Source organism: Acidaminobacter sp. (assembly GCF_030247605.1).
GTDB lineage: Bacteria > Bacillota > Clostridia > Peptostreptococcales > Acidaminobacteraceae > Acidaminobacter.
Genome location: NZ_JAOTSB010000005.1, coordinates 116,491 through 133,366, shown reverse-complemented (window position 1 = coordinate 133,366; position 16,876 = coordinate 116,491). Strand labels below are relative to the sequence as shown.

The 16,876-nt window shown below is 49.1% G+C and carries 18 protein-coding genes; 17 read left to right on the top strand and 1 reads right to left on the bottom strand.

The window, feature by feature from the left end:
* Positions 1-50: 50 nt before the first annotated feature.
* From OEL90_RS04210 to OEL90_RS04195, 4 genes are all read left to right on the top strand, one after another.
* Entirely contained in the window at positions 51-503 is a 453-nt protein-coding gene (locus OEL90_RS04210; protein ID WP_291403096.1) for an Hsp20/alpha crystallin family protein, read from the top strand.
* A gap of 282 nt (positions 504-785) precedes the next feature.
* The gene (htpG, locus tag OEL90_RS04205; protein WP_300687240.1) at positions 786-2,666 is read left to right on the top strand and encodes a molecular chaperone HtpG; all 1,881 of its coding nucleotides are present in this window, start codon (positions 786-788) and stop codon (positions 2,664-2,666) included.
* A 222-nt stretch (positions 2,667-2,888) separates the two neighbouring features.
* On the top strand, positions 2,889-3,284 hold the full coding sequence (locus OEL90_RS04200) for a hypothetical protein (RefSeq protein WP_300687238.1): 396 nt from the start codon (positions 2,889-2,891) through the stop codon (positions 3,282-3,284).
* 338 nt (positions 3,285-3,622) lie between these two features.
* Entirely contained in the window at positions 3,623-4,393 is a 771-nt protein-coding gene (locus OEL90_RS04195; protein ID WP_308207476.1) for a nitroreductase family protein, read from the top strand.
* A gap of 104 nt (positions 4,394-4,497) precedes the next feature.
* Here the strand turns inward: OEL90_RS04195 and OEL90_RS04190 are convergent, their stop codons facing one another.
* Complete coding sequence (locus tag OEL90_RS04190; RefSeq protein ID WP_291403104.1) at positions 4,498-5,037, bottom strand: GNAT family N-acetyltransferase; 540 nt, start codon at positions 5,035-5,037, stop codon at positions 4,498-4,500.
* Between the two features lie 304 nt (positions 5,038-5,341).
* On the opposite strand from OEL90_RS04190, the gene OEL90_RS04185 reads away from it, so the two are divergent.
* The 13 genes from OEL90_RS04185 to OEL90_RS04125 all read left to right on the top strand — a co-directional run bounded on the left by OEL90_RS04185 (position 5,342) and on the right by OEL90_RS04125 (position 16,865).
* Positions 5,342-5,788, top strand: coding sequence for an FHA domain-containing protein (locus OEL90_RS04185; protein WP_291403106.1), 447 nt, complete (start codon positions 5,342-5,344; stop codon positions 5,786-5,788).
* Positions 5,788-7,077 carry an FtsW/RodA/SpoVE family cell cycle protein gene (locus tag OEL90_RS04180; protein WP_300687234.1) on the top strand — a complete coding sequence of 430 codons (1,290 nt, stop codon included), beginning with the start codon at positions 5,788-5,790 and terminating at the stop codon, positions 7,075-7,077. Before OEL90_RS04185 ends, OEL90_RS04180 begins: the two co-directional genes overlap by 1 nt.
* Positions 7,055-8,491: a peptidoglycan D,D-transpeptidase FtsI family protein gene (locus tag OEL90_RS04175; RefSeq protein ID WP_291403110.1), complete on the top strand. Its 1,437-nt coding sequence runs from the start codon at positions 7,055-7,057 to the stop codon at positions 8,489-8,491. The genes OEL90_RS04180 and OEL90_RS04175 overlap by 23 nt, the downstream gene beginning before the upstream one ends.
* A 62-nt stretch (positions 8,492-8,553) precedes the next feature.
* Entirely contained in the window at positions 8,554-9,066 is a 513-nt protein-coding gene (locus OEL90_RS04170; protein ID WP_291403111.1) for an SOUL family heme-binding protein, read from the top strand.
* A 394-nt stretch (positions 9,067-9,460) separates the two neighbouring features.
* The gene (locus OEL90_RS04165) at positions 9,461-9,691 is read left to right on the top strand and encodes a MoaD/ThiS family protein (RefSeq protein WP_291403113.1); all 231 of its coding nucleotides are present in this window, start codon (positions 9,461-9,463) and stop codon (positions 9,689-9,691) included.
* A gap of 128 nt (positions 9,692-9,819) precedes the next feature.
* Positions 9,820-10,233, top strand: a complete 414-nt coding sequence (locus tag OEL90_RS04160; RefSeq protein WP_300687232.1) for a 4Fe-4S dicluster domain-containing protein — start codon at positions 9,820-9,822, stop codon at positions 10,231-10,233.
* A gap of 12 nt (positions 10,234-10,245) precedes the next feature.
* Complete coding sequence (locus OEL90_RS04155) at positions 10,246-12,108, top strand: aldehyde ferredoxin oxidoreductase family protein (RefSeq protein WP_300687230.1); 1,863 nt, start codon at positions 10,246-10,248, stop codon at positions 12,106-12,108.
* An 89-nt stretch (positions 12,109-12,197) separates the two neighbouring features.
* Positions 12,198-12,509 (top strand): hypothetical protein, encoded by a 312-nt coding sequence (locus OEL90_RS04150; protein ID WP_300687228.1) that lies wholly within the window; start codon positions 12,198-12,200, stop codon positions 12,507-12,509.
* Positions 12,510-14,432 (top strand): V-type ATP synthase subunit I, encoded by a 1,923-nt coding sequence (locus tag OEL90_RS04145; RefSeq protein WP_300687226.1) that lies wholly within the window; start codon positions 12,510-12,512, stop codon positions 14,430-14,432.
* A 22-nt stretch (positions 14,433-14,454) separates the two neighbouring features.
* Positions 14,455-14,943, top strand: a complete 489-nt coding sequence (locus OEL90_RS04140) for a V-type ATP synthase subunit K (protein ID WP_291403265.1) — start codon at positions 14,455-14,457, stop codon at positions 14,941-14,943.
* 13 nt (positions 14,944-14,956) lie between these two features.
* Positions 14,957-15,559, top strand: a complete 603-nt coding sequence (locus tag OEL90_RS04135; RefSeq protein WP_291403123.1) for a V-type ATP synthase subunit E — start codon at positions 14,957-14,959, stop codon at positions 15,557-15,559.
* Positions 15,560-15,562: 3 nt separating this feature from the next.
* Entirely contained in the window at positions 15,563-16,564 is a 1,002-nt protein-coding gene (locus OEL90_RS04130) for a V-type ATPase subunit (RefSeq protein ID WP_291403125.1), read from the top strand.
* Complete coding sequence (locus tag OEL90_RS04125) at positions 16,557-16,865, top strand: V-type ATP synthase subunit F (RefSeq protein WP_291403127.1); 309 nt, start codon at positions 16,557-16,559, stop codon at positions 16,863-16,865. The genes OEL90_RS04130 and OEL90_RS04125 overlap by 8 nt, the downstream gene beginning before the upstream one ends.
* The last annotated feature ends 11 nt before the right edge of the window (positions 16,866-16,876 follow it).

The following is a 16,876-nucleotide window of genomic DNA, read 5'->3' as shown; positions in this document are numbered from 1 at the left end:
TTAACCTAAAGCTTCTAAATACAAATCTGAATAAAAAGGAGTTGTTAATCATGTCAGGACTCGTTCCTTTCAACCAAAGGCGTTCGAATCTCACGCTCAGGCCGCGTGGGTTAGATGACTTCACCAACATGCTTGATGACTTTTTTAACGATAACTGGATGCCTTCACGCAGCCTGATGCGCGACACGTTTAAATTGGACGTGGAAGAGGCGGAAGATCACTACAAAATTGATGCGGATCTGCCAGGGGTTAAAAAAGAAGAAATCTCGCTGGATATGAATGAAGGCAGGCTGACCATAGGCATCAAGCGCGAAGAAAAAACAGAGGAAGAAAAGAAGAACTACGTTCATAAAGAGCGCCGCTATTGCTCCATGCAGCGCACGGTTTATCTGGGTGATGCCAGCACGGAGGACATCAAGGCAAAGTTTGAGGATGGCGTGCTGAACATCATAGTACCAAAGGTCAAGAAAACAGAAGTTTCAAAAAAAATCGAAATCGAATAGCGCACGCCCGAAATATGAGCCTGGCGCCAGGGTCGCCCCACCTTGGCGCTTTGTTTTGCGGTGGAGCAGGAGAATGAGTGCGTGCGTGGGCAATTGTGGACAGACGATTGCGGGAAGATTAGTGCAGGAGACAAGTGCGGAAGACATGTACGAAGACGTGTGCGAAGACGTGTCCGAAGACAAGTGCAGAAGACAATTGCGAAGACAATTGCGAAGACAAGTGCAGAAGACAAGTGAAGGAAATAGAAGTTAAATTCAATTGAGAAGAAGGAGCGTTCAACCGTGGCAAAAAAGCAGTTTAAAGCAGAATCGAAGCGACTTTTAGACCTGATGATCAATTCCATCTACACCCACCGGGAGATCTTTATTCGAGAGTTGATTTCCAATGCCAGCGACGCCATTGACAAAATGTATTACAAGGCGCTGACGGACGAAGCCATCAGCTTCTACAAAGAAGATTATTACATTGAAATTGTCGCGGACAAGGAAAACCGCATTCTTAGAATTAAAGATACAGGCATAGGCATGACTAAAGACGAGATGGAGGAAAACCTTGGCGTTATAGCCAAGAGCGGCTCACTCGCCTTCAAAAAAGAGAATGAACTCAAGGATGGCTATGACATTATTGGCCAATTTGGCGTTGGTTTTTACTCTGCCTTTATGGTAGCGGATGACGTCACAGTAATCAGCCGCGCTTATGGCAGCCATGAGGCATGGAAGTGGGAATCCAAAGGCGCGGACGGGTATACCATTGAAGCCGCGGAAAAGGATACTACAGGGACTGAGATCATCCTGACGATCAAAGCCAATACCGAGGATGAACACTACGACGATTACCTCGAGGAATACCGCCTGCGTGCACTGATCAAAAAATACTCAGACTTTATCCGCTATCCAATCAAGCTCGAGATCACCCGCAGCCGGCTGAAAGAGGGCACAGAGAGCGACTATGAAAGCTACAAAGAGTTCCAGACGGTCAACAGCATGGTCCCAATTTGGAGAAAGAATAAAAACGAGCTCACGCCGGAGGACTACGAGAGCTTCTATTCAGAGAAGCACTACGGCTTTGACAAGCCTCTGAAATACATCCATATGAATGCCTCCGGCCAGGTCAGCTTCAATGCCATTCTCTACATTCCGGAGAGCATTCCGTTTGACTATTACACCCGCGAGTTCGAAAAGGGCCTGGAGCTTTACTCCAGCGGCGTGATGATCATGCATAAATGCAACGATCTCCTACCGGATCACTTCAGCTTCGTCAAAGGTATGGTGGATTCCGAGGACCTCTCCCTCAACATTTCCAGAGAGATGCTCCAGCACGACCGCCAGCTCAAGCTGATTGCCAAGAACATCAAGAACAAGATCAAGAATGAGCTCCTGTCCATGCTGAAGGATGACCGCGAGAAGTACGAGACCTTCTTCAAGGCTTTTGGCCGCCAGCTGAAGTTTGGCCTCTACAATGATTTTGGCATCAACAAAGAAGACCTCCAGGATCTGATCCTCTTCTATTCCAGCACTGAGCGCAAAATGGTGACACTTGCCGAATACGTGGGCCGCATGGCGGATTCCCAGAAGTATATCTATTACGCGACGGGTGACGCGCCAGAGCGCATCGACCGCATGCCGCAGACCGAGCTCGTCGCCGACAAGGGCTATGAGATCCTCTACTTCACGGATGACGTCGACGAATTCGCGATCCGCGTTCTGATGTCTTACAGTGACAAGGAATTCAGGAACGTTTCCGGCGGCGATCTGGGCATAGAGACCGAAGAAGAGCAGTCTGCCGATGGTTCCGAAACCACCACCTTCTCCGCCCTGTTCGACAGCATGAAATCTCAGCTGGGCGACAAAGTTACAAAGGTTAGGGCATCCAAGCGCTTGAAGCATCATCCGGTCTGCCTTGCCAGTGATGGCGAACTCAGCATTGAAATGGAGAAGATCCTGAGCGCCATGCCAAACCAGGAAGGCATCAAGGCGGACAAGGTCCTTGAAATCAACACCCATCATGAGGTCTTTGAGACCCTGAAGAAGGCCTTTGAGGAAGATCAGGAGAAGTTCGAACTCTATACCGGTCTCTTGTATAACCAGGCGCGGCTGATCGAAGGCCTGCCAATTGAAGATCCGGTGGAATTTACGAATCAGATGATTAAGATCATGAAGTAGGGTTTGAAAGAGATAAAGACTGGAATAATGAAAGGAGCAAGGCATCCCGCTGTGGGTGCTTTGCTCCTTTTGGGTAGAAGAGGGTGTCGAGGTGAAAGAAGAGGTTGATAGGCGTTGGTCGCAGACCCCATCTTCCATGTTTGAAATCTCTGCAGTTCGGTATAGAATTGAATGGAGAACAGGCCTGCTTTGACTTGAGAGTGCCGCGAAAGGGTGAGGGCTTTGTCTAGACTTGATAATGAGAAAGAATCAAAGCTTAAAAGCCGTAAATTTGGGATTGACGTGCTGAAGCAGGCCGGGCTCTGGGAGAATGAGTTCAGGGCTGAGCTGGCAGCGGGCAAGCCTGCAGCTGAGGTCTACACCCTATTTGTTGAGCGGCTCAAATGGCTTCAGCACGAGCGGCTGGTGCATCTATTGGTTCTCATGATGACGGTCACAGCGCTTTTGTTTTCTTTTGGAGCAGCGCTCTATCTGCCGGAGAAGGCATCAGTTTGGATCTTGGTACTCATCTTGTCTGTTCTGACAGGCGCCTATGTGCTGCATTATTTCAGACTCGAGAATTTGGTTCAGCGCTGGTATTTGATCGAGAACGAGATCTTGAAGTATTCCAACAAGTGAGCATTGGAATTAGGATTGGGCAGGTTAGTCGAAGCTCACAAAATGTGTTTGAGTACGGTCAAATTAGGTATTGGATGAATGTTGAATTGTTTTTGTGTAGAGTGTCCCCATAGGGCAAAGTGTTGTACACCAGGTACGGTTGGCGTAAAAATTCTGAAGGAGCAGGCTAAGTGCAGCAATAAATAGGACCAGCCTGAAAAGCGATAGCCAAATACCAACCGGATTTCGAAATTCCAGTATGACAGCAGATAGGATTAACCCCCAGAATACAATCATAACAGCTAGTCAATCCCCCTGTAAGAGGGGTTAATCAGAGAGGAGTGGCGCTCTTGAATACGGTGCTTGATATTATTCACAACCGCGTTTCCCTGAGAAAGTACGCAGATCGTCCAATTTCAGATGAACACCTGGATTTGATTCTGGAGGCTGCCATTGCCGCGCCAACGGCAGGAAATCAGTGCCTCTATTCGATCATAATGATCAGAGATCCCAAAACCAAGGAAACTTTAAGTGAAAGCTGTGATTTTCAGCCCTTTATAGCCAAAGCACCGGTGATATTGATTTTTGCTGCGGATCAGCAAAAATGGTTTGACTACTTCTCGGCGCAAGATGTAAAGGTGTTTGCCAAGCACACGGGGCTGTCCTTTGAAGCGCCTCAGGAGTCTGATTTAATACTGGCCTGTGAGGATGCATTAATTGCGGCTCAAAATGCTGTGATAGCTGCAGAATCTCTTGGAATTGGGTCGTGTTATATTGGGGATATCATGGAGAATTATGAGTATCATAAAGAACTGCTAGGTCTCGAGGACTGGGTTTTTCCGGTCTGCATGCTTTGTCTGGGGTATTATGAGCCACACACGGTGAGGGTTCAGCAAAAACGGTTCAAGCGCGAATTCCTTGTTTTCGAGGAGCGGTACAGGAAACTGACGCCTGAGGAACTTGAAAGGATGTTCGAGGACAAAGCAAAGGAGTTTGTCGAGAAAAACCGTTATGGCGCTGAGAACTTTGCCCAGATGTTTTACGCCAGAAAGACGGGGGCGCAGTTCAGTAAAGAGATGGCACGTTCCGTGAGAGTGGCGCTTAAGAAGTGGGATGGACGCAGGCTTTAGCTGTGTCTTTGGAATATTTCAAGGTTAACTGACACTTCAAATGGAGAAAACCTCTCCGCATCACCTTGGGGACAAGGTGATGCGGAGAGGTTTTTTACATGGTACTAAATCTTCTTAAACTTACTCAGGTCCAGCTTCATGATGTAGCGGTCGTGGCCTTTCCCGTATTCGTCTTTGCGGTGCTCTGCTATTTCAAAGCCCATCTTGTCTTTGTAGAGCTTGATGGCAGGCTGATTTTCGACGTCAACAGTTAAACTCATAGATTTGAAATCCTGTTCGTAAAGGTTTTTGCATATTGATACCAGGAAATGATAGCCAAGACCCTGACCCTGAAAATCTTCGGCAATAGCATAATCGAAGAGGTAACACATATCTGTATTCTCCCAATCTCTCATGAGGATCGCAATTCCAATCAGACGCTTTTTGTCTTCCTCTTTAAGAACGAAAACGTTGCCGTGACGGACCTGAGGCACCAATCCCCACTCGTCCATCCCCAAATCTCCAAATATGCCAAGACCAAAGGTCACCATACGCTTCAGAAATTGAAGGTCATAATCCTGCACTAAATATACTTTGAGATTGCCTATGTCACCATCCAGGTTTTCGACCACTTTTTGGGGTAGTTTTCTGATTTCTTCTAACATAAATTTCACACTCCTTTTAATGCAATTAAATACATTATACACTAGTGATAAAAAATATGCAAATTAGCCTCAAATACCACATTTAATTTAAACAATATGAACTAGATTATTTAATAGAGAAATAATATTTTGTGTCATACCAAAATACACATGAACTCATTAAGAAGAATTTCGAGAATGTAGAAATTCTGTTGTAAATTCTTCACTTCTGTTTTCAAGGAATAGGATATAATGAAGTCAGGATAAGTCTGCTCGCCATAGGCCAACACGACTTATGAGAAATTTAGGAAAGTGAGGTGTTGATATGGTCGAATTAATCTCAATGGCTGCAAAATATGTCCTGGTTGTGATCATATACGTCTTTATCTATAAAATTGTTCAATTAATTTACACGGACATCCGCATGCTGATGGGCAGAGACTCGGTTGCGGCTCTGCTGCCCCATCTGAAGCTTATGACGCCCATGGGCACAAAAGGCGCTCAATCCATAGCTGAGATTTATCCTATTTTGAGACCGGAGTCCCTGATCGGTCGATCCAAAAAATGTCTGATTATTTTGCCGGACCCTTACGTGTCGTCAGAGCATGTACGCATAGACAAAGTCGGGGACAAATTTTTTGTTGAGGATCTCGAATCCGCCAATGGAACGTTGCTCAACGGCAAAAAACTGGAAAGACGCATCGAACTTAAAGACGGTGACAAGGTCTCACTGGGCAGGATAGATCTCGTCTTTTCTGAAGGCGGAAGGTGATGGGGATGAAGGCGAAAACCGGAACATCGCTGTATACTCACTTCTGGGGACCTCTTCACCTGGTCGCGCTGACCATATTGGTTCTTTTCGGTCAGCTTACACTGATGGGAAGCCCCATAGATTTTATCCCCTTGATTATGGGGGCCTCGCTGCTGCTGCTTATATATTTTGTCGGTTGGGTAATCCGTTTCAACCGTCTTGGGGATCCTTATCTTTGGACCATTGTGGCCATGCTGATAAGCCTTGGTCAAGCCATGCAGTATCGACTCTCACCGGTCAATGGCGTCAAACAGTTCAACTGGATTCTTATTGGTGTGTTAGTCTATCTTATGGTTTACGTCCTGTATGCAACGCTCCATGGACGCTTCAGGTCTGTCTTCTTCCACTACGGTCTGCTGATAGCTTTGTTCGCGATTACCCTGATCTTTGGCACAGAGATCAATGGAGCGAGAAACTGGCTGAAGCTTGGCGGTCATACATTTCAACCCTCCGAGCTCGGTAAAATCGTGTTTGTCTTTTTCATGGCTGCGTGTGTGACAACCCCTGAGCGCCTCAGAGTCAAATGGTCCGGCCGTGAGATTGATCCCAAATTTGTCATGATGGGTCTAGTCTACGTCCTCATGGGCTTCTTTGCGATTCAACGGGAGTTTGGGACTGCCATGCTGATTTTTGGCGTTTACCTGACCTTTATATATGTCTTTGAACGCGACATTCTCTTCACGGTCTATAATTTGGGGCTTGTTTCAGTGCTTGGATTTGTCGCTTTTAAAACGGTCAGCCATATTGAAGTTCGCGTTGATACCTGGCTTGACCCGTGGATCGATATAGGCGGAACAGGCTATCAGATTACACAGTCACTTTTTGCCATTGGATCAGGCGGCTTTTTCGGAAGCGGTTTGGGAATGGGGTATCCCAAATTCATTCCTGCAGTCAGAACAGATTTTATCTTCGCGGCCATCTGCGAAGAGCTGGGCATATTGGGCGGGATCGCCGTCATCATGCTGTTTTTTATCCTCTTGTACAGAGGCATGAAGCTTGCCCTCAGGATTGAAGACAGATACATGAAGGCGGTCGCCTTTGGACTGACCATGACAATAGGCTATCAGACGTTTATCATCATAGGCGGCGTCATAAAGCTGATCCCGCTGACGGGCATTACTTTGCCATTCTTGAGTTATGGAGGTTCATCCATGGTCTCGAGCTTTGCGACCTTGGGACTTCTGCAGGCGTTGTCCGGCCAAATACTGCGCAAGGAGGCGGCTCAACTTGAAACTGGATACAATCAATAGCCGAATCCTGCACAGTCTGGTTTTGGCGGGTGTGCTCTTTGGTCTTTTAATCACCTCTTTGACTTGGTTTGAGCTCAGAGGCAAAAATGACATCATGGGAAACGCTTTTAATAAACGTCTGATCGCAGAGGAAGAGGAGGTTCTGCGGGGCAGAATTGTAGACCGAAAGGGTGAAGTCCTTGCGGAAACCCTGCCTTCAGAAAATTCAAAGATCAGGAATTATCCGGAAAAAAGGCTTTATGCACATATCATTGGCTATAACTCTGCAGTGTATGGGAAAACATTGCTGGAAGCAAAGTATAATAGCGAACTTATTGGGAAGTCAAATCTTGAATTCTTTCAGCAAATCCAGAAGATGCTGTCGGAAGAAACCCCAAAAGGTTATGACTTGCGCCTGACCATCAGTCATGCACTTCAAGTTGTTGCAAGAGAACAGCTTGGAGACCGTCATGGCGCGGTTGTGGCGCTGGATCCCAAAACGGGAGAGATTTTGGCTATGGTCTCCACCCCGGATTTCAATCCCAATGCCTCAAAACTTGAAGAAAATTGGAAGACGTTAATTGAAAACGAAAACAGTCCGCTGCTGCCTAGAGCAACTATGGGACTTTATCCGCCCGGCTCCATCTTTAAGGTCATTACAGCCGCGGCGGCGATTGAAGCCGGCAAGGGGGATTATACGACCGAGGATCTGGGGACTACAGTCATTGACGGGATGACGTTCTCCAACGCCGGTGAAAAGGCCCATGGTGACGTTGATCTTCATAAGGCCCTGACTGTTTCAAGCAATGTCTATTTTGCTGAATTGTCTCAGAAGATTGGCGCTTCAGCCTTAATAGATAAGGCAAAAGACGCAGGGATCACCAAGTCTTTTGAGTTTGATTTGCCGCGGACAGACAGCCGGATTGGCGATAAAAGCATGGGCAAAACTGAGCTGGCCGCGACCGGCATAGGCCAGGGCAAGCTGTTGGTATCACCGCTGCAAATGGCCATGGTGGCCGCCGGTATTGCGAACAATGGCACGATTATGCAGCCTTATTTGGTCAAATCAGTAGAAAAAGAGGAAGGCAGCCTTTTAAGAACGACAGATGCGAAGAGCCTCTATGATATGGTCAGCGCTGAGACGGCCGCCGAACTTAAAGCTATGATGGTCAGCGTCGTCGAGGAAGGCACCGGAACAAGGGCTCAGATTTCCGGTGTTCAAGTGGCCGGCAAAACCGGCACTGCTCAAAACGAAAAAAGTACAGAGAGTGACAGCAAGGACCATGCATGGTTTATTGGCTTCGCGCCTGCAGAGGATCCACAAATTGCCGTGGCGGTTCTGCTGGAATACCGCGGTGAAGGCGGAGGTCGGGCAGCAGCCCCGGTGGCGGCAAAAGTGATGTCCGCCTGGCTGAAGCTGTCAGAGTCTGAGTAATTAACAGTTCTTGTAAACGCACCTTACCTTCTGTAGTTGAGTATTGGGGAGTGTGATTTCAGATGTCATGGATCGAGCAGCCGGATTATAAAGTGATTCTTTCAGAAGGCGCCTTGGAGCTAAGAAGATATCCATCACTGATCGTAGCGGAAGTTGTCAGAGGTCGAAGCGGTGATTTGAATTCCGGTTTTCAGGAAATATTCAATTACATTAGTGGCCAAAATCAGACAGAGCAGAAAATTTCTATGACTTCCCCCGTCATCAACCGCCAGGGAGATGACTATTTCACCACGGCTTTTGTAATGCCGTCACAGTACACACTGGAAACACTGCCAAAGCCCAAGGATCCAAATGTGAGCGTCAAAGAGCGGGTTGGAGGTACTTTCGCGGTGATCAGGTTTTCAGGAAGCTGGAGTGAAGAGAGATTCAAGTCGCATCAGAGGCAGCTTGAGGACTGGATCCGCCTTCACGGGTGGAAGATCCTCTCTGAATTGACTATAGCGAGATATAATCCGCCATTTACGCCGGCGTTTATGAGACGAAATGAAATCATGTATCAGGTTAGCGCTGAATAAACAGGTGCGTCTTCAACCTTCGATTGGGGTTGTATGGTTTGGCGTCAAACATCCTTTTCAAGATGCACGAGAGATCGTTATTTGTGAGATAATTAGGGTATCATTGGGTTGAACTGAGTTTGCGAGCTCCGAGTTTGCGGGGCCTTGTCAGTGTGCACTATAAACACTAAAACCTAATAACCTATTGCAAAGACCATGTATCAGTTTTAGCATTTATAGGGTGCAGAAGGTTTCACAGACCAATGGGTGGTCGAAGTAATTCGTCCGCCTGCATACAGCAAAGGAGTCCATTCTCGTTGGCGTTTATAAATGCGCTGAATCGGGGGGTGGACTTTGCTGTTTTTTTTGCGGAAATATTTTAGGCTTGAGACTCATAAAACGGAGGGGGTATTGAATGTTCATTCATGTCAAGTTCTCCGGCTATATAGCTGCAAGTCTTGGTTACAGAGAAAAGACCATTGAAACTGGGCCTTTGACTACGGTACAGGATCTTTTGTCGATGCTTGACTTGCCGGTCAGCCAAAGCTGGATCGCTGTCAGTATCGCTGGAAGACTCAGGGATAGACGCACCTTGCTGAAGGAGGGGGATGAGGTGCTGGTCTTGCCGCTTGGTGGTGGCGGCTAGACATAAAGCGGTAAAGATGAGTTGGCAGTCTATTGACCATCGGCCACAGTTATCAGTTTTGTGTCTTAAATTTAACCAAAATGAGACTTTATCCACAACTCAAGACCCTTGAAGGAGGTCGTGACAACGTGATTCCAGGTGTCGTGAAAGTATTGACTAACGCGAGGGCATGTCAGGGATGCCGTGCCTGTGAAGCTGTGTGCTCGCTGAAGCACTTCGGCGCCGTCAATCCCAAATCGACTGGCGTCAAGATCAAGGAAAGCAAAGAACCTGGCAAGTTTGCCCAAACCGTCTGTCAGCAGTGTATCGATATGCCATGCGCGTCTGTTTGCCCGGTTGAAGCCATACAGAGAGACGGCTTTACTGGTGCCGTTGTGATCCTGGACACCTGCACCGGCTGCGGGGCGTGTGTTGAAGCCTGCCCAATCCAGGCCATCCAAATGACGCATGTTACGGGTGAGGTTCGGGCGTTTAAATGCGATCTTTGCGGTGGTATTCCCGAGTGCGTTTCAATTTGTCCGCGTCAGGCACTGAGCTGGTAGGAGGTGGAGAGCGTGAAAGGCTACAAAGATTGTGTTCTGCGCGTGGATCTGGCGTCAAAAAACATAACCAAAGAATCTTTAAATCAAGACTACATAAAGCAATATCTGGGTGGGGAAGGTTACGGAATCGCGCTGCTGTGGGATGAAATGCCTCATGGGGCAGATGCCTTCAGCCCGGAGAATATACTCAGCTTTAATACCGGGCCGCTTACTGGGACACCGACACCATCGGCCTCAAGAACTTCTGTTGTCTTTATGTCACCGCTGACTCATACTATAGGCGCGGCGAACATGGGCAGCCATTTTGGGGCGGAACTCAAGTTCGCGGGCTATGACAGCATTGTGTTCACCGGTCAGTCCAATACGCCGGTCTATTTAGTCATAGACAATGACACAGTGGAGCTCCGCCCGGCGGACCACCTCTGGGGACTTGATACGAGACAGACGACCGAAAAGCTCAAGGAAGCCCTGGGCGAGTCGTTCAAGATCAGCTGCATAGGTCAGGCAGGGGAAATGCTGTCTAAGCTGGCCTGCATTTTCAGCGACGACTGCTTCGCCGGCCGCGGCGGTGCCGGCGCGGTCATGGGTCACAAGCGCCTGAAAGCGGTCGCAGTGCGGGGAACTGGCTCCGTGGAGGTCGCGGACAAGGACGCTTTTCTGGAATTCAACAAAACGGCGATTCAGGAGCTGCGCTCAGAAGTCTATACCTGGGGACCGGTCCATGGCTATGGCACACCTGCGTGGCTGGGCGGCGTCAACGAGTATGGTCTGATGCCGACCCGGAATTTCCGCTCCAACGTTTTCGAAGACATGGAGCCGCTGATGCCGCATAATCTGTGGAATGACACCGGGCGGTTCACTGTACGGCGGAGAGCGTGCTACGCCTGCCAGCTGGGGTGCCACAAGTATGTGACTATGGGCGACGTCGAAGTGGGCGAGCTCGAGTATGAGACTATCGCCGCTTTTGGACCGCGCTGCGGCGTCAGCGATTACCCGTCCATTGCCATGGCGAATTATTATGCGACCCTTTATGGTATTGACACCATCTCGGCGGGGGCAACGGTTTCAGCCGCCATGGAGCTCTTTGAAGAGGGACTGATTGGGCTTAAGGAGACGGATGGCCTGGATCTTAAGTTTGGAAATGGCGAAGCTATGGCCGAGCTTGTGAGGCGCATGGGTCTCAGGGAAGGCGTCAGCGGAGATTTGTTTGCAGATGGTTCCTGGCACGCCGCCAAGCGCATCGGCCAAGAGGCTGAAAAATTTGCCATGACGGTCAAGGGCATGGAAATTTCAGCTACAGATCCAAGGGGCTCCTCATCCATGAGCATTGCCTTTGGAACCTCCGAACGCGGCGCGTGTCACATGAGGCCATATGCCGCCACTATAGACGGTTTTGGCTATCTTTTCCCAGACCTGGACATCAACGAGCCAAAGAATCCATTCGACGACAATGAATCCAAAGTCTGGCTCAAAGCAGTCAAAGAATACTTCGTGGTGACAAATTTGATTGGCATTTGCGATTTCAACGTTATCAACACGGAGATGCATCCGACGACCCTGGCGGCCCTCTATTCAGCAGTGACGGGCATTGAAACCGACAAGCTGGAGCTCCTGAGAAAAGCAGAGCGCGTCATAGCCCTGGAACGTGCCCTCAATTTCAAACGCGGATTCAGGCGTACGGATGACCGACTTCCAAAACGCTTCATGCATGAACCGGCGCAGTCCGGCCCTCCTGCTGGGCGCGTAGTGGATATGGAGACCGCACTGGACCGTTATTACGAGGCCTGCGGCTACGATCGCGAAAAAGCCGTGCCTACCAAAGAAACCTTTGAAAAGCTGGGGATGGGAGACGTTTATAGAAAGTTGAAGCCATAGAAGTTTGAAAGCTTGAAATTGAAAACTGGGTGTCTGACACCCAGTTTCACACCGACTTTCCGAGTTGATTCACCGGAGGTGAATACCAGATGATCCAAGATGTATTGGAGCGTGTTAAAGCTGCAGAAGCCCTGGCTGATGGTCGGCTTTCCGAAGCGAGGACCGAAGCGGAAGCCATACTGAAAGCCGCAAAGCTGAAAGCAGAAGCTATGGTCAAAGACGTTTCGGTCCAGCATGTCAAGCTTCGGACTGACGCATGTCTAAAAGCTGAAGAGGAGGCAGAGCACCTGTCTGGTCCTGTTCTTGAAGCCGCGCGTCACCAGTCGGAGGAGATTCGAAGGTCACTTCAGGATCGCGTTGAAGCAGCTGCAGAGTGGGCAGCTGAAAGGATCGTGAGATAGATGGCTATAGTTCCAATGAAAAAGGTGACCGTCGCAGCACTTCAGTCTGAGCTTCAAGCCTTGATGTCAGCGCTTCAGCAGTTTTCGGGCATCGAAGTGACAAAGCTTGAACCTCAAGTGCTTGAATCTCTTCAAAATCTTGATCCGTCCTCGCTGAAACACGGTTATGAGGAATCCCTTCGACAACTCAGGTTTTGCATGCAGCATTTGGAGCCTTATGAAGCCGCAAAAGGAAAACTGCGCATGCTTAAGGAAGGGCGGCCTATTCTAAAGCAATCCCACTATTATGATCGCTGTCAGGATAAATGGTGGATCCCCCTCTATAACACAATCAAGAAATGGGATGATGAGGACAGAAAGCTTCAATCCCAAAAGACAGCTCTTGAAGCTGAAGTTTCGGCGCTGCAGCCCGTAAAAGGGATTGAATTTTCTGGGGAAATGCTGAGTTCATTCCATTACGCAGCGGCAGAGCTTGGCATCCTGCATAAGGATCAGTTGGGAATGCTTGAGTCTTTTATGGCACAGACATTGCCTGAGGCCCATTTCGAAAAGCTGGGTATTGAAAAGGATGGCATTCTCGTGCTGCTCCTGACGCACACCAAAGACGAAGTGGCGCTTCAGACATTCCTGCATACCCTCAGGTACAGCAGAGTCCAGCTTGAATTCGAAACTGCGCCGACGCAAAAAATACCGGAGATCCGCGAGGCCCTGATTCAACTGGATCAACTTCGAGGCAATCTGGCCGCACAGATCGAACAACATGCAGGCGCGCTGGAAGAGCTCAGAGCGGCATCTGACATGATCACTTCAGAAATTAAGAAGTGCGATGCCACGGCGCTGCTGGGTTCGACGCGGTCGGCATTCTTGCTGGAAGGCTGGGTGCCAGTACCGCTTTTTTCTGATTTTGAAAAGATTGTCATGGACACTTGTGGCGGCGCAGCGGCCTTGACGAGTCGGGATCCCAATGAGGAGGATCACGTCCCGGTTCTATTAAAGAACAACGCCTTCGCTGAAGCGTTCGAGCCGGTAACAGCCATGTACAGCCTGCCGTCCTACTTCGAAACTGACCCTACACCGGTGTACGCACCGTTTATGCTCGTGTTTTTCGGGATGATGCTCTCGGACGCGGCATATGGAATTGTGATGAGCAGCCTCTCTTTATGGGCGCTGAAAGCATTGAATCTCGACCTTAAGCAGCGCAAATTTGCGAAGCTGTTTTTATGGCTGGGATTGTCGACTGCGTTTTTTGGCGTTCTCTACGGCAGTTATTTTGGCGATTTGTTCTCCGCTCAAATCACACCGGTTTGGCTGGATCCATCATCGAATCCAATGTCTGTCTTGTATGTCGCCATTGGGATGGGTGTGATCCACATTTATGTGGGTTTGGGCATAAAAGCTTGGAACTTGATCCGAAACGGCAAAATTATGGATGCGGTTTACGACTCTGGTCTTTGGGTTGTGACACTTTCCGGGATTATAATGATGTTGCTGGGAATTGAGACTATCGGCAAAATTATTGCAATCCTTGGCGCAGTTGGTCTGGTGCTGACTCAGGGCAGGGACAAAAAAGGAATAGTGCCCAGACTGGCCAGTGGACTTTTTGGCTTGTACGGGATCACGGGATACCTTGGCGACGTCTTGTCCTATTCCCGTCTGTTAGCGCTTGGCCTTGCGACAGGTTTGATCGGTTCAGCCTTCAACCTGATGGTTCGACTGATTGGTTTTGGTCCTTTGACCTTTGTGTTTGCAGTTCTGATTTTTTTAGGCGGGCACACGTTCAATCTGCTCATCAATATTCTGGGCGCCTATGTCCATGCTGTGCGACTGCAGTACCTTGAATTTTTTGGAAAATTTTACACCGGTGGCGGCCGCGCGTTCGCGCCTTTTGCAACAGAGTCGAAATATTGCCAATTTGTTAAATAGGAGGGTGGATTGAGTGGAATTCATGGAGTTCTTTTCAAACTATGGCGGTCTGGTAATGTCACTTTTAGGTGCAGCAGTGGCGACTGCCCTGCCGGGGATAGGCTCAGCGAAAGGTGTAGGGTTGGTTGGACAGGCGGCTTCCGGTCTGATTACCGAAGAGCCTGAGAAGTTTGGCCAATCCCTGATTCTGCAGGTTATTCCAGGCACACAAGGGTTTTACGGTTTTGTCACTTCGTTAATTATTTTAAATAAAATTGGCATTTTGGGCGGAGAGACAATGATGGTGTCCCTTCAAGCGGGCTTCTACATTTTCATGGCAGCGCTTCCAATCGCCATTGCCGGCTGGGGCTCCGCGATTTCTCAAGGGAAAACCGCGGCAGCGGGGGTTGCGATCCTTGCTAAAAAACCTGAGCATATGTTCAAGGCAGTTCTTTTCGCAGCCATGGTTGAAACTTACGCGGTTATTGCGCTGGTCACCTCCATCATCATGATCACCGGCATTACACTATAGGGGAGGCTTGACCATGAACGGCCTGGAACGTCTGATTCAAAGAATTGAAGCGGAAGCCAAAGACCAGGCTGCGAAAACTATTGAGGCTGCAAAAATGGAAGCCTCAAGCATTCTGGAGTCGGCGGAAATCGAAGCTGAAGATAAGAAAAGGCAACTTATGAGCCAACTGGAAGTCGAAGTGAAGGGCATTCGTGATCGAAAGGTTTCAAGGGCGGCATTGACAGCCAGGGATGAAGTTCTGGCTGCGAAACGGGAAGCGCTCGAAACCGTTTACACCCGCATGATCGGGATTATGGAAGCGTTAGAAGGTGAGGCGCTGTTTGAGTTTTTGCTTCGCCGGTTTCAAGCTGTCATCAAAAACGGGGATGTGGTGATCGCCTTAAACGATCAAACTGCCCGACAGCTTCCAATGGATTATTTAGACCGCCTTCTCGAGGCTTACCAAAAAGAAGGCGTGACACTTAAGCTTGAGGAACAGCGGCGGCAGCAGCTTTCGAATGGATTTCAGCTGATTCAGGGCGGTGTGGTTTATGATTTCACCTACCCGGCGCTCGTGGCCGAGGTGCGTGAGTCTGTTGAACCTCAACTGGCGCAGCAGCTTTTTAAGGGCGTGTGAGAGATGGAAAGGCTTGAGTTTGCACAAGCGGTCGCGAGGATCCGGGTGCTCGAAAAACGATTGCTGGACAAGTCGAATTATGAGCAGCTGATTGGTCTGAACTCAGAAAAGGAATGGGTACGCTGGCTGCAGGACAGAAATTATTCGTCTTTGCTCGCGGCCATTGACCAAGGCAGCGATCCCGAGAAGACGCTTAACCTGATTCTGGCTTCAGAGTACGAGTTGGTAAAATCAATATCACCTGAGCCCCAAATTACCACACTCCTCGGTTTGAAATATGACTATCACAATCTGATGGTCCTCATTAAGTCGAAATTGGGGGGAGAGGAGCGCGCGGATCTTTGCGTTCAGGCAGGCAACCTGCCGCCTTCTGTATTGCAGAGGGATTTGGAGCGCGGCGCGCTGAGGGATTGGCCCGAACAGCTGAGCCTGACCGCGGTTGAAGCTTTAAAGCAGTTTGAGCTGAACCGGGATCCACTTGAGATGGATTGGATTATTACCAGGTCGCAGCTGAGTCATATGTTGTCCGAAGTCGAGAGCTACAATAGTGACCTCATCAAAGACTGGGTCCTGCAGAAGATTGACCTGTACCATCTGACGGTGCTGCTTGGCGGCCAGAGACGGGGAGATCCGGAAGCTGATATGGATGGGCGGTTCGTGCCGGGTGGCCGACTGGACAAGGCGTGGCTTCACCGCATGTACCGTGAGCCCATTGAAAGCCTGATCAAAAAATTGGCACATACGGACTTTGGCGCCCTCCTTAAGGTTTGTTCCAATACTTTAGCCGATGGTGATCTTTCCACCTGCCTCGCAGATCAGAGTGAAAAGCTGACACTGGCCAAGCTTCAGGCTGCCAGCCGAATCAGTTTTGGACCAGAACCGCTTTTTTCATACCTGCTGAACAAAGAAGCGGAACTACGGAATCTGAGAATGATTTTACTGGGCTTTCAGGTTGGTTCTTCCGCGGACGAAATAATGGAAAGGTTGAGGATGCCGAATGCTTAAACTGGGCGTCATAGGAGACTATAACACCGTGCTGACCTTCAAAACCGCCGGGATCCACGGGGTTTGCCCCAAAGGACGTGAGGAAGCGCGTCGTGCGCTGGCAGACATGTCTGATGGAAGTTATGCGGTCGTGTTTGTGACGGAGAATTTCGCCGGCGACCTGGAGGACTTATTGGCAGCGGGTCAAAGCAAATCGATTCCGGCCATCATTTTAATTCCGGGTCAAAACGGCAGTCAGCATTTAGGACTTCAGCGCATTAAAGATAATATGGAAAAAGCGGTCGGCGTTAACTTATTGTGAGTAAACGACTC